At 70.5% G+C, this 23,236-nt stretch carries 22 protein-coding genes and 1 pseudogene; 12 read left to right on the top strand and 11 right to left on the bottom strand.

Going from position 1 to position 23,236, the window contains the following annotated elements; genetic code table 11:
• Window positions 1-173: 173 nt before the first annotated feature.
• On the top strand, window positions 174-683 hold the full coding sequence (locus HOP40_RS35700) for an acyl-CoA dehydrogenase family protein (protein WP_205347021.1): 510 nt from the start codon (window positions 174-176) through the stop codon (window positions 681-683).
• Here HOP40_RS35700 and HOP40_RS33405 read toward each other — a convergent pair.
• Complete coding sequence (locus tag HOP40_RS33405; protein WP_205347020.1) at window positions 677-2,476, bottom strand: sigma-54-dependent Fis family transcriptional regulator; 1,800 nt, start codon at window positions 2,474-2,476, stop codon at window positions 677-679. The two genes, HOP40_RS35700 and HOP40_RS33405, sit on opposite strands and share 7 nt — an antisense overlap.
• A gap of 197 nt (window positions 2,477-2,673) precedes the next feature.
• Here HOP40_RS33405 and HOP40_RS33400 point away from each other — a divergent pair, with 197 nt between their 5' ends.
• The 10 genes from HOP40_RS33400 to HOP40_RS33355 all read left to right on the top strand — a co-directional run bounded on the left by HOP40_RS33400 (window position 2,674) and on the right by HOP40_RS33355 (window position 12,452).
• The gene (locus HOP40_RS33400; RefSeq protein WP_172167121.1) at window positions 2,674-3,570 is read left to right on the top strand and encodes an SMP-30/gluconolactonase/LRE family protein; all 897 of its coding nucleotides are present in this window, start codon (window positions 2,674-2,676) and stop codon (window positions 3,568-3,570) included.
• Window positions 3,571-3,677: 107 nt separating this feature from the next.
• Window positions 3,678-5,300: a flavin-containing monooxygenase gene (locus tag HOP40_RS33395; RefSeq protein WP_172167119.1), complete on the top strand. Its 1,623-nt coding sequence runs from the start codon at window positions 3,678-3,680 to the stop codon at window positions 5,298-5,300.
• 90 nt (window positions 5,301-5,390) lie between these two features.
• Window positions 5,391-5,534 (top strand): hypothetical protein, encoded by a 144-nt coding sequence (locus HOP40_RS33390; RefSeq protein WP_172167117.1) that lies wholly within the window; start codon window positions 5,391-5,393, stop codon window positions 5,532-5,534.
• Complete coding sequence (locus tag HOP40_RS33385) at window positions 5,531-6,592, top strand: alpha/beta fold hydrolase (RefSeq protein WP_172167114.1); 1,062 nt, start codon at window positions 5,531-5,533, stop codon at window positions 6,590-6,592. Before HOP40_RS33390 ends, HOP40_RS33385 begins: the two co-directional genes overlap by 4 nt.
• A gap of 171 nt (window positions 6,593-6,763) precedes the next feature.
• Window positions 6,764-7,198, top strand: a complete 435-nt coding sequence (locus tag HOP40_RS33380) for a helix-turn-helix domain-containing protein (RefSeq protein WP_172167112.1) — start codon at window positions 6,764-6,766, stop codon at window positions 7,196-7,198.
• Window positions 7,188-8,489 (top strand): bifunctional 3,4-dihydroxy-2-butanone-4-phosphate synthase/GTP cyclohydrolase II, encoded by a 1,302-nt coding sequence (locus HOP40_RS33375; protein WP_172169711.1) that lies wholly within the window; start codon window positions 7,188-7,190, stop codon window positions 8,487-8,489. Before HOP40_RS33380 ends, HOP40_RS33375 begins: the two co-directional genes overlap by 11 nt.
• Window positions 8,490-8,523: 34 nt before the next feature.
• On the top strand, window positions 8,524-9,024 hold the full coding sequence (locus HOP40_RS33370; protein WP_240157412.1) for a flavin reductase family protein: 501 nt from the start codon (window positions 8,524-8,526) through the stop codon (window positions 9,022-9,024).
• A gap of 141 nt (window positions 9,025-9,165) precedes the next feature.
• A complete protein-coding gene (gene hpaB / locus HOP40_RS33365) occupies window positions 9,166-10,644 on the top strand; it encodes a 4-hydroxyphenylacetate 3-monooxygenase, oxygenase component (protein ID WP_172167109.1) in 1,479 nt (492 codons plus the stop codon).
• Between the two features lie 18 nt (window positions 10,645-10,662).
• On the top strand, window positions 10,663-11,607 hold the full coding sequence (locus HOP40_RS33360) for a 3-carboxyethylcatechol 2,3-dioxygenase (protein WP_172167107.1): 945 nt from the start codon (window positions 10,663-10,665) through the stop codon (window positions 11,605-11,607).
• The gene (locus HOP40_RS33355; RefSeq protein ID WP_172167105.1) at window positions 11,604-12,452 is read left to right on the top strand and encodes an alpha/beta fold hydrolase; all 849 of its coding nucleotides are present in this window, start codon (window positions 11,604-11,606) and stop codon (window positions 12,450-12,452) included. Before HOP40_RS33360 ends, HOP40_RS33355 begins: the two co-directional genes overlap by 4 nt.
• A 254-nt stretch (window positions 12,453-12,706) precedes the next feature.
• Here the strand turns inward: HOP40_RS33355 and HOP40_RS33350 are convergent, their stop codons facing one another.
• From HOP40_RS33350 to HOP40_RS33305, 10 genes and pseudogenes are all read right to left on the bottom strand, one after another.
• Window positions 12,707-13,357, bottom strand: coding sequence for a GntR family transcriptional regulator (locus tag HOP40_RS33350; RefSeq protein WP_205347019.1), 651 nt, complete (start codon window positions 13,355-13,357; stop codon window positions 12,707-12,709).
• Window positions 13,358-13,565: 208 nt separating this feature from the next.
• Entirely contained in the window at window positions 13,566-13,733 is a 168-nt protein-coding gene (locus HOP40_RS33345; RefSeq protein ID WP_205347018.1) for a Rieske (2Fe-2S) protein, read from the bottom strand.
• A gap of 59 nt (window positions 13,734-13,792) precedes the next feature.
• Entirely contained in the window at window positions 13,793-13,942 is a 150-nt protein-coding gene (locus HOP40_RS35695) for an amidohydrolase family protein (RefSeq protein ID WP_275691379.1), read from the bottom strand.
• Between the two features lie 33 nt (window positions 13,943-13,975).
• On the bottom strand, window positions 13,976-14,674 hold the full coding sequence (locus tag HOP40_RS33340; protein ID WP_205347016.1) for an amidohydrolase family protein: 699 nt from the start codon (window positions 14,672-14,674) through the stop codon (window positions 13,976-13,978).
• Window positions 14,656-15,527 (bottom strand): annotated as a pseudogene (locus tag HOP40_RS36265) (amidohydrolase family protein). The gene HOP40_RS33340 and the pseudogene HOP40_RS36265 overlap by 19 nt, the downstream one beginning before the upstream one ends.
• A gap of 244 nt (window positions 15,528-15,771) precedes the next feature.
• Window positions 15,772-16,575: an enoyl-CoA hydratase-related protein gene (locus HOP40_RS33325; protein WP_226370218.1), complete on the bottom strand. Its 804-nt coding sequence runs from the start codon at window positions 16,573-16,575 to the stop codon at window positions 15,772-15,774.
• Window positions 16,572-17,780 carry a CaiB/BaiF CoA transferase family protein gene (locus tag HOP40_RS33320; RefSeq protein WP_275691325.1) on the bottom strand — a complete coding sequence of 403 codons (1,209 nt, stop codon included), beginning with the start codon at window positions 17,778-17,780 and terminating at the stop codon, window positions 16,572-16,574. The genes HOP40_RS33325 and HOP40_RS33320 overlap by 4 nt, the downstream gene beginning before the upstream one ends.
• Window positions 17,777-18,961, bottom strand: a complete 1,185-nt coding sequence (locus tag HOP40_RS33315; RefSeq protein WP_172167096.1) for a CaiB/BaiF CoA transferase family protein — start codon at window positions 18,959-18,961, stop codon at window positions 17,777-17,779. Before HOP40_RS33315 ends, HOP40_RS33320 begins: the two co-directional genes overlap by 4 nt.
• On the bottom strand, window positions 18,916-20,034 hold the full coding sequence (locus tag HOP40_RS33310; RefSeq protein WP_172167094.1) for an acyl-CoA dehydrogenase family protein: 1,119 nt from the start codon (window positions 20,032-20,034) through the stop codon (window positions 18,916-18,918). The genes HOP40_RS33315 and HOP40_RS33310 overlap by 46 nt, the downstream gene beginning before the upstream one ends.
• A 2-nt stretch (window positions 20,035-20,036) precedes the next feature.
• Window positions 20,037-21,161 (bottom strand): acyl-CoA dehydrogenase family protein, encoded by a 1,125-nt coding sequence (locus tag HOP40_RS33305; RefSeq protein ID WP_172167092.1) that lies wholly within the window; start codon window positions 21,159-21,161, stop codon window positions 20,037-20,039.
• A 396-nt stretch (window positions 21,162-21,557) separates the two neighbouring features.
• Here HOP40_RS33305 and HOP40_RS33300 point away from each other — a divergent pair, with 396 nt between their 5' ends.
• Entirely contained in the window at window positions 21,558-23,234 is a 1,677-nt protein-coding gene (locus HOP40_RS33300) for a sigma-54-dependent Fis family transcriptional regulator (protein ID WP_172167090.1), read from the top strand.
• The last annotated feature ends 2 nt before the right edge of the window (window positions 23,235-23,236 follow it).

Genomic DNA, 23,236 nt, shown 5'->3' with positions numbered 1-23,236 from the left:
GATGCTCGGCGACCGCGGCTGACTGGGCATGACGTGGCCCGAGCAGTACGTGCCGGTTCACGCGGCCCACTGGGTCGCGGACCGGCAATCCGGTCCGAATCTGCTGCGATGTGGCACCGAGGAGCAACGCACGTCGATCCTGCCGCGCACCGCCTCGGGGGGAGTGCTTCTTCGTGATCGGGACGAGTGAGTCCGACTGCGGCTCCGATCCTGCCTCGATCCGTACCAGGGCCACCCGCAACGCCTCCGGTGACTGGGTGGTCAACGGGGCCGAGGTGTGGACGTCGAACGCACACATCAGCCACTACTCGATCACGCTGGTGCGTACCGACCCGCCGGGCGAGGTCTCGCGCGGCAGGCATCAGCGATTGACCCAGCTGCTTCTCGGTCTGTCGACACGAGGCATCACGATCAACCCGATCCGGATACTCGACGGCGGGCACAACGTCAACGAGGTGGTCTTCGACGACGTCGTCGTCCCCGGCGACGTGCTGCTCGATCCGGCACCGCATCGCGTGCGATTTCACGCACTCCACGAAAGGCCCGATTTTGGATCTCACAACCGGGGTCGCGGCGTCATCGGTCGGAGTGCGGTGCGCGGCCAGGTTGACGGGCTCTTCGATCTCGACGGGGCATCCTGGAGTTGGGTCGGTGCGGCGCGCCTGGGTCCCGGTCGTCATTGATTGATGGGAAGTCGATTCTTGTCGATCCCGAGCAGGCGCATCTTGCGGTACAGGGTCGAACGGGCGATGCCCAGCCGCTCTGCGGCGGCTTGCTTGTTGCCCCGTGCCTCGGCGAGTGCCTCGATCACGATGTCGCGTTCCGCTCTCTGCAACGACGTGCAACCGGAGCGGCTGCGGGGCGAACGGTACTCGGGCGGCAGGTGCTCGTGGGCGATGTCCGAGCCCAGTGAGCGGACCGCGGCCGTGGTGAGGACGGCCCTGAGCTCGCGCACGTTGCCCGGCCAGTCGAGCGATGTGAGCGTGCGTAGCGTGCCCGGCTGCAACCGCGGGGTGGGTCGGCCAGTGGCGTCGGGGGCGAGGAGCGCGGGGACGAGGTCGGCGATGTCCTCTGCGCGGTAGCGCAACGGCGCAACGGTGATCGAGATGGGGAAGTGGTCCAGCACCCGGCTCGCCTCGTCGTGCCCGCCCCGTGCGCGCGCCGTGGCGAGCAGACGAGTCGGGGCTGCTTGCTCGACAACCCCTGCCACGCGCGCGGCCAGACGGGGGACGAGTTCGTCGAGGTGCCGCAGGACGACCGTGGCGCCGCTGGTGACGCTGCTGGTGAGCCGCCCCATCCACGCGACGGGATCGTCGTGGGAGGCCCGGGCGTCGAGCACCGTGAGGGGTTCGCCATCGGCCCGTCGCCGATACAGGTGGGTGGCGACGAACAGCTTCCCGGTGCCCACCTCGCCGCAGACCAGCAACGGCCCGCCGGCCGCGATCGCGGCGTCGACGTCCTCGCGCAGGCGTGCGGTCGCGATGCTGCGCCCGGCGAGTTGCCCGTGCGCGTTGTCGCCCGGGTCGCGCCGGGTGCGCGGTCCCACAGCTGCAGGCGGGCTGGGGGCCCGGGGCCGGGGCCGCATCTCGACGACGACGCCGGCCGTGGCACCGGGTTCGCCGACCCGGGTCGCTCGTGCCAGGACGACGACGTCGTGCGCGAGTCGGACCTCACCGTTGCACTCGTCGCGATTGCCGAGGAGCCGGCAGGCCCACTCCCAGAGCATGGCCTGGTCGGACAGGTCAAGCAGACCGGACGCGGCGGTGTTCGCGATGACCACGTCCTCGTTGAGGGTCACCACCGCCGTGCTCGACCGGCGGCCGGCGCGCAGGAAGTGGTCGAGCAGCATCTGCTCGCGACGCGACGCGTCGGCGTAGATCCGGGACTCGATCTCCCGGACGGCGGCGAGCACCAGCGGCTTCAACAGCTCCTGGGTCTCGTCGACCCGACAGGTGACGTCGAGGACGCCTTCGGTCGACCCGGTGATGGGGTGCCGCAACGGGGAACCGATGCAGGTGAACTGCTGCAGGTTGTCCCGGAAGTGCTCCGGTCCGGACACGACGAAAGGTCGGCGCTCCTCCAGGGCGCTGCCAACCCCGTTGGTGCCGGTGTACTCCTCGGCGTAGTGAAATCCCGGTGCGACCATGGCCCTGTCCAGCGCCTGAGCAAGCTTCGGGCTGCCCGGGCGCCGGTCGATGATCTGGGCCTCGGAGTCGGCGAGCAGGATCGAGACCGGGCTGCCCAGGAGTTGTTCGGCCAGCCTGTCGATCACTGGACCCGCGGCCCGGAGCAGCCGGTTTGGCCGTTCGAAGTTCGGCTGGTAGGGGACGTCCTCTCCGGCGTGGGCGACGCCGACGAGCTTGCACCGGCGCCACGAGGAGACGATCTCGTCCCGGAACGACGCCGGACGGCCGTCCTCGCTCGTGAGGGGCCCGTCGAGCATGCGCTCGCGTTCGGCACACAGGTCGCGGTTCACAGAACCTCCTCACCGTTGACGAGGGCGACGACGTCGAGCGCTGACCGCGAAGTCAAGCAGGGCAAGTGTCTCGGCACTGTCCGACTTCGCTACACCGCCGCCAACCGTGTCAACGCGCTGTAGCGAAGTCGGACATTGCCCACGGTCACGGTTCCGCAGACTCCACCCGTGTCCATCTCGAGGAAAGGGTGTCGACCGTGACCGACCGGAAACTCACCCCCGTCGTCGACGGGTACACCTACCTGGAAGGGCCGCGCTGGCACGACGGCCGGCTGTGGATGTCAGACTTCTACTCCCACCAGGTCGTCGCGGTCAGCCCGGACGGCAAGACCGAGCTCATCGCGACCGTGCCCCAGCAACCGTCCGGGCTCGGCTGGCTGCCGGACGGCACGCTGCTCGTGGTCTCCATGCGCGATCGCAAGCTCATGCGCCTGGAGAACGGCAACCTGGTCGAGCACGCCGACCTGTCCGCCACGACCGGCGGTCACATCAACGACATGGTCGTCGACTCCCAGGGACGCGCCTACGTGGGGGACTTCGGGTTCGACCTGATGGGCGGAGCACCGTTCCGGACCACGAACATCACCCGCGTCGACCCGGACGGCACCGTCACCGTCGCCGCCGAGGACCTGATGTTCCCCAACGGCACGGTCATCACGCCGGACGGCAGGACCATGATCGTCGATGAGACGTTCGGCAACCGGGTCTCGGCCTTCGACATCCACGACGACGGCACGCTCGGCCCACGCCGGGACTGGGCGAACTTCGGCCCGATGCCTGACACCGACAACGTCAACGACCTGGTGGCGGCCTCGTCCGTCGGCCCGGACGGCAACTGCCTCGACGCCGAGGGCGCGATCTGGATCGCCGACGCCATCTACCAGCGGTGCATGCGGGTCGCTGAGGGCGGAGAGATCCTCGACGAGATCAGCACCGGCGACGAGGGCGTCTTCGCCTGCATGCTCGGCGGCGATGACGGCCGCGACCTCTACCTGTGCGTCGCGCCGAACTTCGACGAGACCGAACGCACGAGCACGCGGCTGGGACGCCTGGTCAAGACGACCGTGGACGTCCCACACGCCGGCACGCCCTGAACGGCCGATGCACCCATCTCAACGCATCTCCGGACCGTCCTCCGCCCACCATTGCGCCGCGTTCCGGTGAGTTCACGGCCACCTCGATGCAAGGGAGCACCTGCACCATGACCACCACAGCCGACACCGCCGTCGAGGAACTGGACGTTCTCGTGATCGGAGCCGGATTCGCCGGCATCTACCAGCTCGACCGACTGCGCGACCTCGGATACTCCGTGAAGATCTATGAGGCCGGCCAGGAGATGGGCGGCATCTGGTACTGGAACTGCTACCCCGGTGCGCGGGTGGACACCGAGGGACCGATCTACCAGCTTGCCTACAAGGATCTGTGGAAGGAGTGGGAGTACAGCTCGCTGTACCCGGGTTGGAGCGAGGTCCGGGAGTACTTCCAGTACATGGATCGCAAGCTCGGCCTCAGCAAGGACATCCGCTTCGACACCCGCGTCACCGGCGCAGACTTCGACACCGAGCGCAACCAGTGGGTCGTGCGCACCGCCGACGGCTCGACGACCCGCTGCAAATACCTCGTGCCCTGCCTGGGATTCGCCTCCAAGCCCTACATTCCTTCGCTGCCGGGCCTCGACTCGTTCCGCGGCATCTGCCACCACACCGCCCTGTGGCCGCAGGACGGCGTCGACTTCACCGGCAAGCGGGTCGCGGTGATCGGCACCGGCGCCAGCGGTGTGCAGGTCATCCAGGAGGCCGCCAAGGAATCGGTCGACCTGACCGTTTTCCAGCGGACACCGAACCTGGCGCTGCCGATGGGCCAGCGCCGGCTGGCACCGGACGACCAAGCGGAAATCAAGAGGGGCCTGCCGGACCGCTTCGACACCCGAGGCGACACCTTCGCCGGCTTCGACTACGACTTCATCCCGCAGAACGCCGTCGAGATCTCCGAAGAGGAGCGCAACGCGGGCTACGAGGAGCTCTGGCGAAAAGGCGGCTTCCGCTTCTGGCTCGCCACCTACCAGGACACGCTGTTCGTGCAAGAGTCGAACGACTACGCCTACGCGTTCTGGCGGGACAAGGTGCGTGCCCGGATCAACGACCCCGGACTGGCCGAGAAGCTCGCGCCGACCCAGCAGCTGCACCCGTTCGGGGTCAAGCGGCCGTCGCTGGAACAGAACTACTACGAGGCCTACAACCAGGACAACGTCCACCTCATCGAGATCAGCGCGAACCCGATCGATGCCATCACCGAGAAGGGCATCAAGACCCGCGACGGTGTCGAGCACGAGTTCGACATCATCGTGCTCGCGACGGGCTTCGACTCCGTCTCGGGCGGACTGACCCAGCTCGACCTCCGAGGCACCGACGGATCCCTGCTGCGCGACCAGTGGAGCAACGGTGTGGATGCCCACCTCGGAATCGCCACCGCGAACTTCCCGAACCTGCTGTTCATCTACGGCCCGCAGAGCCCGTCCGGTTTCTGCAACGGCCCGACCTGCGCCGAGATCCAGGGCGAGATGATCGTCGAAACACTCCACCACCTGCTCTCCGGCGGTGGCAAGCGGATCGAGTCGACGCCCGAGGCCGACAGGCAGTGGAGCGAGCACGTCTCCGGGCTGGTCGAGCCGACCCTGTTCCCCAAGGCCAAGTCCTGGTACATGGGGGCGAACATCCCAGGCAAGCCGCTGCAGAGTCTGAACTACCCGGGGGGCCTGCCGCAGTACCGGCAGAAGTTCGCCGAGTCGAAGGAGAACGACTTCGCCGGCTTCACCATCTCCTGACCGTGGCGGCTCCGGCCCGGGACCGGCTCCGGCCGGCCCGGGCCGACCGTGTGGGCGGACGACGACGTCAGCTCCTCGGCGACGGCCGCGATGACCTCGTTGTCCGCGGGTCCCACGCAGTTCGAGACCGCCGACACGCAGTACATGGGCGCCGACATCCTCGGCGAGCCGCGGGTGTGCATGCCCAACCTGAGCTTCACCTTCGACGCGAGCAGGCAGGGAGCGACAGCATGATCGACAACCCGTTCTACACCTCCGAGTTCCACGGCGACTACGACATCGTCAGCATCGGGCGGCTGGACCTCGAGGACGGCGGCTCGATCCCCGACTGTCGGCTGGCGGTCACCACCTGGGGCGAGCTGAACGAAGCCAAGGACAACGCAATCCTGATCACCACGTGGTACTCCGGCACGCACCAGATCTGGCGCGACGTCTACGTCGGGTCGAATCATGCGCTGAACCCGGAGCGGTACTTCATCGTGGCGATCAACCAGATCGGTAACGGCCTGTCGGTCGCGCCGCACAATGCCGACGGTCGGAACGCCGAGCTGGCGATGTCGAACTTCCCGAAGGTGCACATCGGCGACGATGTCGTGGCGCAGGAGCGGCTGCTGCGCGAGCACTTCGGAATCGAACTGCTGCAGCTCGTCGTCGGCGGGTCGATGGGCGCGCAGCAGACCTACGAGTGGGCGGTGCGGTTCCCCGACAAGGTGCTGCGCGCTGCGCCGATCGCCGGAACTGCGCAGAACACCCCGCACGATTTCCTCTACACGGAGGCGCTCAGCGAGCAGATCCGGTCCGATCCCGGCTGGGCGGGCGGGGAGTACGAGTCCAACGCCGACGTCGTCGACGGGCTCACTCGGCACGCGCACATCTGGGCGGTCATGGGCTTCTCCACGGAGTTCTGGAAGCAGGAGGTGTGGCGGGCGCTCGACTTCGACTCGAAGGAGGCATTCCTGCAGGGATTCCTCGAGCCGTACTTCACCGTGATGGACCCCAACGACCTGCTCTCCATGGCCTGGAAGTGGCAGCACGGCGACGTCAGCCGTCACACCGGCGGCGACCTGCCTGCCGCACTGCGCCGAATCACCGCCAGGACGTTCGTGATGCCGATCGACGAGGACATGTTCTTTCCGGTGCGCGACTGCAGAGCCGAGCAGGAGCAGATCGCGGGCAGCGAACTGCGCGTCATCGAGGACGTGCTGGGCCACCTCGGCCTCTTCGGGGTCGCACCGACCTACATGCCGCAGATCGATCGCAACCTCGGTGAACTGCTCGCCACCGAAGTCTGAGCCCGGAGCTACGCGCAGGTCAGGAGGGCCGGCTTTCGAGCAGCACTCGCGAACACGCGCTGCTCGCACGGTTCATGTCTGCCGAGACGGTGACGGCCATCCTCGGTGCTGCCGTGACCCGCGGTTGGCGCTGCAGTACGACGGTCACCTGCAGCGCCTCCGGAGGAGACCGTGCTGCCCGATCTCGAGACCGAGCAGGTCCGGCTGCTGCCGGGGTGCGGGGGGTTGCGCCGAGGTCGTGCAGCTGCTGATGCGGATGTCGTGACCCGGCAAGGTGCGCGAGCTCCGATCGGTCCTCCTGCGAAGGCCCGCCGCTGCGCCGAAGGGTACGACGCCAGGGATGGCGCAGGTGCGCCGGGCCGGCGGCTCACCCTGTTCCGGTTCGAACGGGCCGAGGTGCACGCCATTCTCGACGCCCTCGCCGAGATCGCGGGCGACGAGAAGTATGCGGCCGCCCTGCTCGGCATCTCGCGCTCGACCCTGTACCGCGAGTTGCAGGCTGCCGGGATCGATCTGGGGACACGGTCTTCTGAGCGGGCGATAGGTGTCCGGAACTCGGACACTTGCGGCTCACACCGGCTCCTACCATCGAACGATGAGTTATGACGAGGGTCTCGCCACCGGCCCCGACCGGTCGGCACAGGCGGTCGAGGCAGCTCTGGCGGAGCTGCGGCGCGGCCGGATGATCCTGGTCGTCGACGACGAGGACCGGGAGAACGAGGGCGACCTCATCATGGCGGCTGAGCTGGCCAGGCCCGAGGCGATGGCCTTCATGATCCGGCACACCAGCGGGCTGTTGTGCGTGGGGATCACCGAGAAGCGCGCCGAACAGTTGCGGCTGCCGCTCATGGTGACCAACAGCGACGATCCTCGCGGCACCGCGTTCACGGTGTCGGTCGACTTGAGGGTGGGCACCAGCACCGGTGTCTCGGCCGCCGACCGGGCAGCGACCGTGCAGGCGCTGGCCGGGGACCGCACGCAGCCCGAGGACCTGACCCGGCCCGGGCACGTCTTCCCGCTGATCGCCCGTGAGGGTGGGGTGCTGCGCCGCGCGGGGCACACCGAGAGCGCCGTGGACCTCTGCCGGCTGGCCGGGCTCGATCCGGCCGGGGTGCTCGCGGAGGTCACCAACGACGACGGGACCATGGCCCGACGTCCCCAGTTGGCGCGGTTTGCCGCCGAGCACGGGCTGGTCACGATCGCGGTGGCCGACATCGTCCGCTACCGCCGCCGGACCGAGTCCCTGGTCCGCCGCGACGCCTCGGGGCGGGTGCCGAGCGAGCACGGTCCGTTCACCGCCATCACCTACCGATCGCCGGCCGACGACTGCGAGCACGTCGCGCTCGTGCTCGGCGAGGTGAACCAGGCCGGTGCCGAACCGGGCAGTGCGGAGTCCGCTCCGGTCCTGGTCAGGGTGCACTCCGAATGCCTGACCGGTGATGTGTTCGCCTCCCGGCGCTGCGATTGCGGCGAACAGCTCGCGGTGGCCATGACGAGGATCGGCGAGGCCGGCCGCGGCGTGGTCGTGTACCTGCGCGGGCACGAGGGCCGCGGGATCGGGCTGTCTCACAAGCTGCGCGCCTACAACCTGCAGGACGCGGGCCTGGACACCGTCGACGCAAACCTCGCCCAGGGACTGCCCGTGGACAGCCGCGAGTACGGCATCGGGGCCCAGATCCTGCGGGACCTCGGCGTTCGGGAGATCCGGCTGATGACCAACAACCCGGCCAAGTACCGCGGCCTGGCCGGGCACGGGGTGCGCGTCGCCACCCGCGAGTCCATCGTGATCACGCCGAACCCGGACAACATCTCCTACCTGACCGCCAAACGCATCCGGATGGACCACCAGCTCGGCGGGGCCCTCCAGCCCCCCGCGGGCGGGAGCGAGGTGTCGTGACCGCCGACGTGCATCTCCCCGCGGAGTCGGCGTCGTGACTGATCAGGCGCAGGCCTCCGACCAGGCCCAGCTGTTCCGCGACGCGATGGCCTCCTTCCCCAGCGGGGTCACCATCGTCACCACCACCGACGAGGACAGCCGCTGGTGGGGGTTCACGGCCACCTCGTTCTGCTCGGTGTCGATGGACCCGCCGCTGGTGCTGGTCTGCCTGGCCGGTGGTGCGGAGTGCCACCCCGTCTTCGGCCGCGCCCAGCGCTGGATCGTGCACGTCATCCATCCGGAGCACGCCGAACTCGCCCTCCGGTTCGCCACCCGCGGCGCCGACAAGTTCGCCGACGCGGGCTTCGTCGCCGATGAGCGCGGTCTGCCGGTGCTGCCGCGCGCCTGCGTCACCCTCGACTGCACCAAGTACGCCCGCCATCCCGGCGGCGACCACACGATCCTGCTCGGCAGGGTGGAGAACACCCGCGTCGGCGAGGAATTGCCGGCCGTGTACTTCCGTCGCCGGTTCCATCTGCTGGACAGCGCCCGGTAAACGGGTGCCACGCGAATGTCGACATCTACTCTGTATGTGCCATACTGGCATTCTAGTAGGCCAGTAGTCACGGAAGGCGTCGGTTGGCCGTCGAGCCGGAAGAGCTACACGACTAGCACGCTAGTAGGCCAGCAGAGTTTCGTGACCGTACGCACTGGTGCACAGTACGTCGAGCACCTGCAGAAGCATCCGCGGGAGGTGTGGATCAGCGGCGAGCGCGTGGAGGACGTGACGCGTCATCGCGCGTTCATCCGGCCGATCGAGCAGTTGGCACAGCTGTACGACATGCAGCACGACCCGCAGTTCGCACCGGTGTTGACCGCCGAGGGTCCGAACGGGCCTGTCGGACGGGCGTTCGTGGCACCGCGCTCCGCGGCGGACCTGATTGCCCGTCGGGAGGCGTTCCGGGTGTGGTCGGAGGCGACGCTGGGCCTGATGGGCCGGTCGCCGGACTTCCTGAACACGACGCTGATGGCGTTCGCGGAGTCCGCGGACGTGTTCGGGCGGCTCGGGCAGCGGTATGCGGACAACGTGGTGCGGTACTACGACTACGTCCGCGACAACGACCTGTTCCTCACCCACGCGTTGATCACTCCGCAGACCGACCGGTCGAAGACCGCGTCGGATCAGGAGGACCCGTTCCTGCACATGGGGGTCGTGGAGGAGACAACCGAGGGCCTGGTCGTGCGGGGAGCACGAATGCTGGCCACGCTGGCGCCGATGGCCGATGAGCTGGTCATCTACAGCTTGCCGGGGCTGCGTCCGGGGGACGAGAAGCACGCGGCCGCGTTCGCGATCCCGATCGACACGCCGGGGCTGCGGCTGATCTGCCGCGAGCCCTTCGACGACGGCTCCCGCAGCACCTTCGACCACCCGTTGTCCTCGCACTTCGAGGAGGCCGATGCGCTGGTCGTGTTCGACGACGTGCTGGTGCCGTGGGACCGGGTGTTCCTGCACGGCAGCGTCGAGCTCGCCAACGCGATGTACGCCGATACGAACCTGCGCCAGCACACCGCACACCAGACCGGGGTGCGGGGGCTGGTGAAGCTGCAGCTGGTGACGGGCGTGGCGATGCAGCTGGCGCAGTCGGTGAAGATCGACGGCTTCCTGCACGTGCAGCAGCGCCTCGGCGAGTGCATCGCGGTGGTGGAGCAGGCGCGGGCGTTGATCGTGGCGTCCGAGGCGGAGTTCGAGACGAGCGAGTCGGGCGCGGTCCGCCCACGGTTCGGCTCGCTGCAGACGCTGCGGGTGCTGCTGGCCCAGCAGTACCCGAAGCTGGTGGAGGTGCTGCAGACCCTGGGTGCGGGCGGCCTGCTGATGATGCCGTCGGCGGCCGACTTCGGCGGTCCGATCGGCGCGGACGTGGCCAAGTACTACCGCGGCGCGGACGGGCTGCCGGCCGTGGACCGGGTGCGGCTGTACAAGCTGGCGTGGGACCTGTGCGGTGACGCGTTCGGGCAGCGGGCGGTGCAGTACGAGCGCTACTACGCCGGCGATCCGTTGCGGGTGCTGGCCGGCAACTACCTCGGCTACGACAAGACCGACTGCTTCCGCCTCGTCGACCGCGCTCTCGGCCTCGCCGGTGAGCCCGGTGGGTCCGGCGACCCGGCCCAGGCCTGACGGAGAGAAGGACGAGACATGTCCCTTGCTGTGGTGACCGCGTCGCACTCCCCGTTGATGGATCGTGCGAAGCCTGCGCAGGACGTGCTGGACCGGGTCGGCGATGCCCTGGACTCGGCTCGGGCGTTCGTCGGATCGCTCGACCCGGAGCTGGTGATCATCTTCGGGCCGGATCACTACAACGGCTTCTTCTACGACATGATGCCGCCGTTCTGCATCGGCACTGCCGCCACCTCGGTGGGGGACTACGGGCTGCCAGCCGGTCCGCTCCTGGTGGATCGTGAGGCCTCTCGTGAGCTGGCCCGTGCCGTCCTCGGCGCCGGGCTGGACGTCGCCGTCTCCGAGCGGATGCACGTCGACCACGGCTTCTGCCAGCCGCTGCAACTGCTCTTCGGTGCAATCGACACCGTCCCGGTGGTGCCGGTGTTCGTCAACTGCGTCGCCGAGCCGCTCGGTCCGGCGAGCCGCGCCCGACTGCTGGGCGACGCGATCGGCCGGGCCGCCGCGACGTGGGACCGCAGGGTCCTGCTCGTCGGCTCGGGCGGGCTGTCCCACGACCCTCCCGTCCCGCGGCTGGACGGGGCACCGCCCGAGGTCGCGGCCGGGCTCATCGCCGGGCGCAACCCCACCCCGGAGGCCCGGTCGGCCCGCGAGTCCCGCGTGATCGCGGCCGCCGGCGCCTTCGTCGAGGGCACGTCCGGCCTGCGGCCGCTCAACCCTGACTGGGACGCCGAGTTCCTGCACATCATCAGCTCCGGCGAGCTCGAGCGGGTCGACGCGTGGACCAACGAGTGGTGCGTCGAGCAGGCCGGACACTCCTCGCATGAGGTGCGCACCTGGATCGCCGCGTACGCCGCACTCGCGGCGCAGGGGGCCTACACCGTCGAGTCCACCTTCTACGAGGCGATCCCCGAGTGGATTGCCGGTTTCGGCATCACGACTGCGCGAATGGAGACGAAATGAGTATCTGGCTGGACATGTCCGGGACCGAGTACTCGGTGCGCAACGTCGTGGTGGGGGACTGGCGCACCCGCGTGTTGGAGGCCGGTCGGGGCGAGCCGCTGGTGCTCATGGCCGGAACCAGCGGGCACCTGGAGGCCTACGCCCGCAACATCGCGGCGTTCGCCCAGCACTTTCGCGTGATCGCCTACGACTACCCGGGTCACGGCTGGACCACCTTGGCCGACGCCGACCTGGAGCTGCCCGACTACGTCGCACACCTGCGGGGGCTTCTCGACGCCCTCGGCGTCGAACGGGCGCACCTCTCGGGCGAGTCCCTGGGGGGTTGGGTCGCGGCGAAGTTCGCCGCCGAGTTCCCCGAGCGGACGGGCCGGGTCGTGTTGAACACGCCCGGCGGCACGATGGCGACCCCCGAGGTGATGGAGCGCATCCGCACCCTGAGCCAGACCGCCGCGGACGACCCGAGTCCGGAGCGGATCCGGACCAGGCTGGAGTGGTTGATGGCCGACCCCGCGTCGGTCACTGACGAGCTCGTCGACATCCGCCGCGCGATCTATGCCCAGCCCGGGTTCGCCACCTCGATGCGCGCCCTGCTGTGCCTGCAGGACCCCGAGATCCGCAGGCGCAACCTTCTCACCGACGCCGAGCTCGCGGCGGTCACCGGTCCGGTGCTCGTGATCTGGACCAGCGACGACCCGTCCGGTCCGGCCGCCGCCGGGCTGGCGATGGCCGAGCGGATGCCCGCAGCCCGTTTCGAGGTCATCAAGGACGCGGGCCACTGGCCGCAGTGGGAGCAGGCCGACACGTTCAACTCGATGGTGCTCGAGTTCCTCACCGAGGCACGCTGAGGGGTTGCCGCCGTGCTGCGGCGGCGCCACACCGGCGAGTGGAGTCTTGGGATCCGCGGGGGCCACGGGTGCGGGTACCGCGGATCAGTGCCGACCGGGGCCGGCGCTCCGGCGCAGCCACCCGTGCGCTTTGGCTCAGTCGCGGTCAGTGAGTAGTCGCTTCACCTGATGGTGTGCCGGCCGCTGCCCCCGACCACGACGATCGTGGGGCTGCGCGGGCTCGCTGCCACCCCTTGGGGCCGTGCCCCCTGGAGTCAGGATTCGGACCTCTGCTGCTCGAAATGGATCACCGAACCGACGATCTCGACGATGTGCTGCTCCATCTCGCGGCGCGCGGCCTGATGGTCGCCGGCGTGCAGCGCGGCGCGGATGCGCTCGTGGTCGTCGTGCCGCTGCTCGAGCGCGCTGCTGAGCGGCTGCTGGCGGCCGGTGGTGTTGATCAGGAAGTCGCTCAGGTCCCACATCCGGGCACTGGTCTCGGCCATCACGCGCGAGTGCGCCATCGCGTGGATGGTGGTGTGGAAGCGTCGGTTGAGCACCCGGTAGCCGTGCGAGCGCTCCACCGGGTCGATCGCTTCGCACAGTCGGCCGATCTTCTCGGACGACCGGTCCAGCTCAGCGAGCTGGGCGTCGGTGCGGCGCAGCGCGGCGATGCCCGAGATGGTGCCCTCGAAGCCGCCGAACATCACGAAGAAGTCCTCGACCTCGCGCGGGCTGTAGGTCGTCACCTGGCAGCCGACTTGCGGGATGATGTCGACGAGGCCATCGCCTGACAGCCGTCGCAGCGCCTCCATCACCGGCTGCTTGCTGATGCCCCACTCCTTGCGGAGCGCCTCGACGGACAGCCGCTCGCCCCCGCTGTACCGGCCCTCGAGCAGCCGCTCCTTGATCTGGTCGTACACCACCGAGCTGAGCCGGGACGACCCGCGCAGCGACAGCAGCGCAGGTGGAACGGTGCTCGGATGTGAAGTGCTCACGGCAAAAGGGTAGCGGCGACCCCCGCCGCAGGCCCGTCTTCTCTGCATCGCTGCAGCAGGTCGGGCGCCATGTCGCCCGCTCTGCGCGGCCGACAGCGGTGACTCAGACCCACCCCTGGACGTTCCGGGCCCTGGGTCAGAGGTGGATCACGATCCTCTCGCCGTCCGTAGTCACGGGGTAGCTGCGCACTCGCGTGCGGTCCGGGTCGACCCATGAGCGGCCGGTGCGGGCGACGTAGCCGTCGTCGAGGTGGAACACCCCGATCGAGCGCTCATCGACCTCGACGATCTTCCGGCCGCCCACTGGGATCTCACCGACCGTCGCGACCGCGACTCGCCGTCCGCGCTGTGCCGATGGTTCGCTCACGGCCCGAACCGGTACTGGGCGCTGGCGTTGTCGTGCATGATCCGCCGGTGCAGGTCCGCCGGAACCCGGGTGCGGAACGCACGGTGCGGGTCGTCGAAGTCCCAGTGCGGATAGTCGGTGGAGAACATGAGCACGTCGGCCCCGATGTCGCGAATGAGCGGACGAGGTCGCCCGGTCGCTCAGGCTCCTCCATCGGCTGGGTGGTGATGCGGATCCGGTGCCGCAGGTAGTGCGAGGGCGGGTGCTGCAGATCGGGGACCTCTTCGCGCAACCGGTGGTGATCGGCCCCGGGGTGGTGGACGCTGCATGGACTCCCACCGGCAGCCCGGCCCGCGCGGCCGTCTCGTAGATCGGCCAGTAGTGCCGCGTGCCCAGCGGCTGCCGGGTCCGCGGGAACAGCAGCACCTGCACGAAGCCGGGTGGGCGGCGGCGCGGTCGATCTCCGCGGCGGCGAGGTCCGGCGACTCGAACGGCACCGTGATCGAGGCGCGCAGGCGGGGGTCGCGCTCCAGCCAGTGCTCGACCTGCCAATCATGGACCGCGGCGGCCAGCGCCGCGCCGTAGGCGTCGTAGCGCTGCTCGGAGGCCCGGTACAGGCAGTTGAGCACTGCGACGTCGACGCCGTATGCATCCAGCAGCTGCGCGCGCATGAACTCCAGGTCCGATCCCGGTGGTCCGCCCGAGGGCGGCCAGGCGTCGTGCCTGCTCGCGAACCTCGCGGCCTTCGGGTAGGCGTAGCCTTTCGCGAACGGCGAGTAGGTCCGCGACCCCACCAGCTCGAGGTGCCGGCGCCAGCGCGCCGGCAGGTAGGGCAGCAGCGCGGCGTCGGACGGCACCGCGTTGTGGACGTCGCAGTCGATCAGGCCGTGGGTGCGCACGGTGCCTCCTCGTCGAGCCCGTAGAGATCGGTCGCGTTACCGCTCAGCACCTGCGTGCGCTCGGCGGGGGACAGCTGCCCCAACAGGGCGGCAGGTCCATCGCCGTGGTGCCAGTGCGGGTAGTCGCTGGCGTGCAGGAGCATCCCGGCGCCGCCCATCTGGGCCAGGAACCGCTCCGTCCACTCCAGGGTGGCCTCCGGTGGGGCGTCGAAGGGGGCGACGGTGAGCAGCACATGCTCCCGGATGATCCGCGAGGGCGCCCGGTCCACCCACGGCACCTCCCGGCGAAGCGCTTTCCAGTTCTTGTCGAGCCGCCATATGAGCGACGGCAGCCAGGTGACGCCGCTCTCGAGCAGCACCACCCGCAGCCCGGGGTGCGCGGCGAGGACGCCCTCGCACACGAGGCTCGTCAGCTGCGACTGCAGGGTCAGTGCCGCGCCCGCGTAGTCCTCGACGTAGTGCGACGACCAACCCACCGGTGAGAGCGGGTTGGCCCCGGCGACCCCGGGGTGGATCGCCACCGGCAGCCCGGCCGCCTCGGCGGCGCGTAGATGGGCCAGTGCAACCGCTGACCGAGCGGCGCCTGGGACGAGCCGAGGAGCAGGACCTGGACGAACCCGGAGGTTGCGGCGCACCGCTCGACCTCGTCGGCTGCCGCGTGCGGATCGTGCGGGGACACCACGACCGAGGCCCGGAAGCGCCGGTCGGCGGCCAGCCAGCACGCTGCCTGCCAGTCGTTGAGCGCACCGGCCAGTGCGGTCGACCAGTCGGCGTTGTGCAGCGCCTGCACCGCGTAGAGACAGTTCAGGATCGCGTGACCAGCACCGGGCCCGTCGAGTACATGGGCGCGCACCGTGTCCGGGTCGGATCCGGGCGGGCCACTGCCGCCCCGGGCCTCTGGCCGGGCCGACAGCGGTATACCCACTGGCTAGAACGCGGGATCGAACCGTCGACACCGCTCTCCACGCAGTAGTCCACCCAGCGGTCGGCCAGGAACGGGAACAGCGCCGAGAGATCCGGGACGGCGTGGTGCACGTCGCAGTCCACAGGTCGGATCATTACGCCTCCTTGGGTCGCTCTCGCCTCGGTGGCTGTCCTCAGGTGGTGGGGGTACTCGCCCGCCTGCGGAACGACCACATCTGTGGCCCGCGCTCGACCTCCAGTCCCACGTCCCACGACGTCGCGGGCGGGCCGGCCTCGCGGCGGAAGGATGCCGTCATCCGCCGGGACAGCGCCGGGTCCGCGCCGAGCCGGGCGGCGGTCCGGAGTGCCGTCGCCTCGACGTCGGTGTCGTCGACAGCCTGCCATGCCAGGCCGAGGGCGGCGGCCCGCTCGCCGTCGATCTCCTGTCCGAACAGCCCGACCCCCGCGGCGGCGTCCCTTCCGGCGGCCCGGCTCAGCAGCGTGAAGTGCCCGCCGCCGGGGTGCACGCCGATGCGTCCGAAACCTGAGATCAGCCGGGCGTCTCGCGCGACGATGCGCAGGTCGGTGGCCAACACCAGGTTGAGGCCTGCGCCGACGGCGGGCCCGCGCACCGCGGCGATCGACGCCGCCCGGCAGCGGCCGACGCGCAGGAACGATCCGTAGAGGGCGTCGATGTGTCGCTGCGCGTCGTCGTCCAACGGGTCCTGGGCGGCGCCGGACAGCACCCCGAGGTCCGCCCCGGCGCAGAACGAGCCGCCCGAACCACGCAGCACCACCGCGCCGACGTCCTGCCTGGCATCGATCTCGTCGAAAACGGCCTCCAGCTCGGTGGCCATCTCCACCGTCAGCGCATTGCGGCGCTGCGGCGCGGCGAGGGTGACGACGGCGACGCCGGCACTGACCTCGCAAAGCACCTCGACCTGACGGCGCCCGTCGACCTCACCGCGCCCGTCGACCTCACCATGGACCTCTTTCACGTCTCCTCCTCGATGACGGCGCCCGCCGCGACGAGTCCGTCGATATCCTCCGGGCCGTACCCGAGCTCGGCGAGCACCTCGGCACCGTGCTCACCCAGCCGCGGGGCGGGGCGCGGCCGGTCGGGATGGGACCCGCCGAACGAGACAGGGAACCGGGCCAGCCGCAGGGGCCCCTCGCTGGGGTGCTCGACCCGCTCGAACAGCCCGGCGGCGACGAGGTGGTCGTCAGTGAAGAGATCGGGTACCGAGTGGATCGGCGCGGCCGGGATCTCCGCCCTGCTCAGCGCCGCGAGCCACTCGGCACTCGGCCGGGCCAGCAGCTCCTTCTCGACGAGCTGGTAGAGCTCGTCGATGTGCTGGGTGCGCTCGGTGATCGTGCGGTACCGGGGGTCGGCGGCCATGTCGGGGCGCCCGACCAGCGCGAAGAACGTTCGCCACTGGGTGTCGGTGTAGACCATGACGCTGAGGTAACCGTCGGCCGTGCGGTAGGGCTTGCGGAAGGGCGAGGCCGTGCGGGCGTAACCGGCGGCGCCGCGCGGCGGATCGAAGACGTATCCGCCCTGCTGGTCCAGCAGCGTGAAGGTCACCATCGACTCGAGCATCGGCACCTCGATCTCCTGACCACGGCCGGTGCGTTCCCTCGCGAAGAGCGCGGCGTTGATCGCGCTCAGTGCCAGCAGCCCGACCGCCTTGTCGGCCACCGGCGTGCGCACGTAGGCGGGTTCGTCGGCGGCGCCCTGGACCGCGGCCAGCCCGCAGCTCGCCTGGATCACGTCGTCGTAGGCAGCCCGGTCCCGGTACGGGCCCTCACGGCCGTAGCCGCGCAGCGCGCAGTAGACCGTGGCCGCGTTCACCGCGGCGACCTCGGCGTAGCCGATGCCCAGCCGGCGCGCCGCCTCGGGCCGGACGTTGTGCACGAAGACGTCGGCGGTGGTCACGAGCCGCTGCAGCACCCCGCGGCCCGCGGGGGTCTTGAGGTCCAGCGCGACGCTGCGCTTTCCCCGGTTGGCGTTGAGGAACACCGGGCCCATGCCCACGCCGCGGTCGTCGCCGATGTAGCGGACCACGTCCCCGGTCGGTGGCTCGACCTTGATCACCTCGGCGCCCATCTGGGCGAGCAGCAGGGTGCAGTACGGACCCATGAACGTGGATGTGAGGTCCACGACCCTGATCCCGGCGAGGGGACCTGCATGGTGCGTCGTCACGGTCCCCACGGTTCCCTCCCGGCCACCAGGTCGGCCAGCACCTGCTCGGTGTGTGCGCCCAGTTCGGGCGCCGTGCTGCGCACGGTGCCCATCACGGCGCCGTCGCGCAGCACGGGGAACACGACGTGCCGCCCACGGTCGCTGTCCGCGACGATGCCGCGTGCCTGCACGTGTGCGGAGCGGCGCGCCTCACCGACGGACAGCACCTGGTGCGCGGGCACGTCGGCCGCCGCGAACGCGGCGAGCCAGTCTGCGGCGGGTCGAGTGCGCACCGCGCGCCGCAGCAGCGCGACGAGGTCGTCGCCGTGCGTGCGCCGCCCGTCCGCCGACCCGAAACGGGGATCGCCGAGCGCCGGGACCTCCTCGGCGAGCAGGGCGGCGAGCCGCTGCCAGAAGTGTTCCTCGACGGCGCCGATCGCGATCCGTACCCCGTCCGCGGCCTCGAACAGGTCGTTCGACGGGTGCAGGTGCTGGGTCGCCGTGGCGCGATCGTCCAGGCACCGGTCGGCCCTGGTGCTGGCGAAGGAGAGGGCCGCGTCGGTGATCGCCAGGTCCAAGTGGGCCCCGCCGCCGGTGTCCCGGCGCTGGTGCAGCGCGGCGAGGATGGCGATGGCCGCGTAGGTGGATGCCGCCAGGTCGCTGACCGGCACCCCGGGCCGGCGCGGTGGCGGGTCGTCCCAACCGCCCGCGACGGACAGCATGCCGCTGGCCGCGAGGTAGGTGACGTCATGACCGGGTGCCGCCCGCAGCGGGCCGGTCTGCCCGAACCCGGACACCGAGCAGTAGACGATCGACGGGTTGACCGCGCGCACCGCGGGGTAGGACATGCCGAGCCGGTCGACCACCCCGGGGCGGAACCCTTCGACCAACACGTCGGCCCCAGCGGCGAGGGCGCGACCCAGCACCTGCCCCTCGTCGGTCTTCAGATCGAGCACGACGCTGCGCTTGTTGCGGTTCGCTGCCTCGTGGAGGGCGCCGGGCAGTTGCCGCGCGGCATCTCCTCGCGGTCCCTCGACCTTGATGACCGTGGCGCCGAGGTCGGCCAGGATCTGGGTACAGAAGGGGCCGGGCAGGAAGGAGCTCAGGTCGAGCACCCGCACCCCGGTCAGGCACCCCGACAGCATCGGCGTACTTGTCACCGGCGGGCCTCTGCGGGGGGCGGAGTGGTCAGCAGGTTCCACAGCCCGCCCGGGCCGGCGTTCGCGACCCGCGCGCCCAGCTCCGCGGACCACTCGGACTCGTCGCCGTACTCGTCCCGCCACGACATCAGCCTGCGCGTGTGCAGGTGCAGCTCGTGTTCGGTGGTGAAGCCGATCGCACCGTGCACCTGGTGCCCGACGGTGATCGCGACCGAGGCGGCCTGCGCCGCACAGATCTTCGCCGCCATCACGGCCTCGCTGCCGGCGTCGCCTCTGTCGAGGACCGCCACGGCCAGCCCGGCCATGGCCGCCGCCTGCTCGACGGCGCCCGCGAGCGCGGCGATCTGCTGCTGGACAGCCTGGAACCGGTTGATCGGCCGGCCGAACTGCTCGCGCTCCCGCGCGTGGCGGACGGTGAGGTCGAGCACTCGCCGCAGCGAACCGACAATGAGCAGCGCCCGGCCCAGCGCCCCCCGCAGCGTGAGCGCGAACGGGTCCGGACCGCCGGCGGGCAGCCGCGCGCAGGCGACTCCGCCGGCGGGTAGCACGAGGGTGTCGCGTGGTTCACCGGCAAGGTTCGCGCCGTGCTCGACGACGCAGTCGTGCGGGTCGATCACTGCGAGCACGACCCCGTTCGGCTCTCCTGGTAGGGCAATGAGGAGCACGACATGCCGGGTAGCCCTGGCCCAGGGGACCGCGCACAGCTGGCCGTGGACGCGCAGGCCGGTCCCGTCGGGCACCAGCGCGGCGGTTGCGGTCGCGGTGGGCGGCGCGACGGTCAGCGGACCGACCGGCACCGTGAGCCCGGCCGCCGCCAATGCCCACCCGGCGAGCATCGTGGTCTCCACCAGCGGGACCGAGGCAGCGTGGTAGCCGCAGGTCTGCGCGAGCGCAGCGAAATCGCCCAGTTCGCCCCCGGATCCGCCCGCGGACTCCGGAACGGAGACGAGGGTCATCCCCGACTCCTCCAGCAGCGCCCACAGGTCCGCGGTCGATCCCGCCCGCTCCTCCGGGGCGTGGGCGGTGTGCCGGGCCAGCAGCGCCGCCATGGTCGTTCGGAGCAGCTCGCGCTCCTCACCGCCAGAGGTTCCGGACAATTCGGCGGTTGCGGACATCCTCAGGCCTCCAGTCCGCGCGCGATCAGCCCGCGCAGGATCTCGTTGGTCCCGCCGCGCAGGGTGAACGACGGCGCGGCGAGCTGAGCCGCGCCCAGCAGCTCGGACAGCGCGGCGCCACCAGTCCGGCCCGGCCTGCGGTGGGCCGCTCGTCGCGTGATGTCGATGATGTCGCCTTCCAGGCGTGTGCCGAGGTCCTTCACCAGCGCTGCCGCGGTGTCCGTCGGCTGGCCCCGTTCAAGGAGGTCCTGCACCTGCAGTGACAACGAGCGAAGAGCCCAGAGCCGCGCGGTCGCCGAGCCGACATCGGCCAGTGAGGTCTCGCCGTCGGTCGCGCCGCCGGACACCAGCTCGGTCAGCAGTGGGAACGTGCTGAGGTAGCGCTCGGGGCCGCTGCGCTCGTGCGCCAGCTCCGACACCACCCCGCGCCATCCGTCCCCGGCCCGGCCGACCACCTGCTCGGCCGGCACGTCGACGTCGTCGAGGGTGACCTCGGTGAAGTGGGACTCGCCGGTCATCGCCCCGATCGTCCGCACCGTCACGCCGGGGGAGTCGAGCCCGATCAGCAGCTGGCTGAGCCCGGCATGCCGGTCGTCGTCCCGCGCCTCGGTGCGGACGAGCGCGAGCAGGAAATGGCTCCGATGCGCGTGGCTGGTCCAGACCTTGCGCCCGTTGACCCGCCAGCCCGTCGCGGTCGGGACGGCGCGGGTCCGGACCGACGCGAGATCCGAACCGCTGTCCGGCTCGCTCATACCGGCGGCGATGAACAACCGTCCCTGCGCGATGAGGGGCAGGAACCGCTGTTTCTGCTGCTCGGTGCCCGAGCGCAGCAGCAGCGGCCCGGTCTGACGGTCCGCGATCCAGTGCGCGGCCACCGGCGCGCCCGCGGCGAGCAGCTCCTCGATCACCGTGAACCGCTCGAGCGCCGAACGCCCGCCGCCGCCGTAGCGCCGCGGCCAGGTCATCCCGAGCCAGCCCCGTTGGCCGAGCCTGCGGCTGAACTCCGCGGAGTGACCCTGGATCCAGGCGTCGCAGGACGGCCGGAACGACCCCGCGGCGAGTTCGTCGGCGAGGAACCGGCGCACCTCGCTACGGACCTCGGCGACGGTCGCCTGCGTTGTCGTCATCGTGCGATCCCTCGCCTCGTGCTGCCGTCAGTGGAGCTCCTATAGCTGCTGATCATGCGCATCATATGGGCGGTGCTCGGGCCGCTGTCAAGGGTCGCCGACGACGCTGCGACGTCGGCGGGCGGCGTTCGTTCCGGTGTGGAGAACAGGCCTTGACAGGCGTTCTACCCGTCCTCCACATTGCTGTTCATCCATCACTGACATGCAAGCATGCAGCTAGCAGCGAGAGAGGGCGCGGGCGAGAGGGCAGCGCCCGGCTTGCGGCAATGCCGGCGCGCACCCCTCACATCGAGGTGACCGATCGTGACCCTTGCCTTCCAACCCGGTCCAGACCTGCGCGAACCGCCCGACCCCGGCCTGTCCCGACCCGAGATCGCGCGGTCCTGGGAGCGGTCGGTGCGCAGCGGGGTGGAGCGCGTCGGAGTCGAGATCCCGGGTGGCCCCGGCATCGATCGCCCGGTTCGCCTCCTGCGGTCGGCCGAGCCCGTGATCGAGAGGCTCGGGCGGCGGCTCGAAGGGCAGCCACTGGTGATCATCCTGGCCGACGCGGAAGCGCGGGTCGTCGCCCTCAGGGCCTGCCGGGCGGAGGTGCGCGACTGGTGCGACTGCCTGCACATCGTCCCCGGCTGCAGGCTGGCCGAGGAGACCATCGGGACCAACGCGATCGGGTGCGCCGTGGAGGAGCGGCGCCCGTTCGTGGTGGTCGGTCCCGAGCACTACCGGGTCAACCTCCAGGGGTTCAGCGCACGGGCGGTGCCGGTCAGGCATCCGGTGACCGGCGTACTCAAGGGGGTGCTCGCCCTGGCCTGCCGGACCGAGGACGACAGCGTCCTGATGCTGCCCCTCGTCGAGGACGCCGCGGCGCGGATCGAGACCGACCTCGGCGACGACGCCACCCGGCTGGAGCGGCGGTTGCTGGACCGCTTCCTGCAGATCACGCGCCGCTCCACAGCAGCGGTGGTCTGCCTGAACCGTGACCTGCTCATCAGCAGCACCCTTGCCGGGCCGCTGGTGAGCCCGGTGGACCAGCCGTTCCTCTGGGACTGGGCGTCGCGCAAGCTCGCCGACCGTGACGAGTACTGCGGCGAGCTGCGGCTGTCCGGCAGCGTCGTCGTGCAGGCCCGGTGCACCACCGTCCGGGAGGACGACCAAGAGGCCGGCATTCTCATCGAGATGCGGCCGGGTCCGGCCACCCTGACCGCCGTCGGCGCGCGGCGCCCCGTCACGAGCGGCACGACCGGCGAGGGCCCGGTGCCCGGGCGCAGTGCCGCGGCCGAGCGCGTCCGCCGCGAACTCACGGCCGTGGCACGGTCCCAGGGACCGATCCTGATCACCGGGGAGCCGGGCACGGGCAAGGCCTTTCTGGCCCGCCACCTCCACGACCGCACGGGCCTGCCCGGCACCGTGACTGTGCTCGAGACGGGGCAATGCATCGACGACCCGCTTGCGTGGTTCGAGCGGCTGCGGGCGGCTCTCGCCATCCCGGGCACACTGGTGCTGCGGCAGATCGACGAGTTGCCCGTCGAGTTCGCTCCGCGCGCGGTCGGCCTGGTCGAACGAGCCGACGGGCACCCGATCCAGGTCATTGCGACCGCCCGGCTGACCAACGGCGAGGACGCCATGACGCGGCTGCGCGACTGCTTCCCGGCGCGGCTGCAGCTGCCCCCGCTGCGCAAGCGGGCCGAGGACGTCGCCGACATCGCGAGGGTGCTCGTTCGCGATCTCACCCGACGCTCGCCTGTGCCCCGGCTGGAGCCGGCCACGGTCCAGAACCTGATGGGCCAGGTTTGGCCGGGCAACATCCGCGAGCTTCGCGCGGTGCTGAGCAGCGCGCTGCTCCGGTCGGTCCGCCGCGACATCGCGATCGAGCACCTCCCGCCGGAGTACCGCTCGGCGCCGATCAGGCACCGGCTGACCTCACTCCAGCGGGTCGAGCGAGAGGCGCTGCTCAACGCGCTCGAGGACAGCGGCGGCAACAAGCAGGCTGCGGCCGAACTGCTCGGCATCGCCCGCTCCACGCTGTACCGCAAGATCAGGACCCTGGGGATCGACGGGCGATGCCTGAGCGGTTGAAC

Origin of the sequence: Pseudonocardia broussonetiae (genome assembly GCF_013155125.1) — a bacterium.
GTDB classification, from domain to species: domain Bacteria; phylum Actinomycetota; class Actinomycetes; order Mycobacteriales; family Pseudonocardiaceae; genus Pseudonocardia; species Pseudonocardia broussonetiae.
This window is presented reverse-complemented; position numbering and strand designations above follow the sequence as displayed.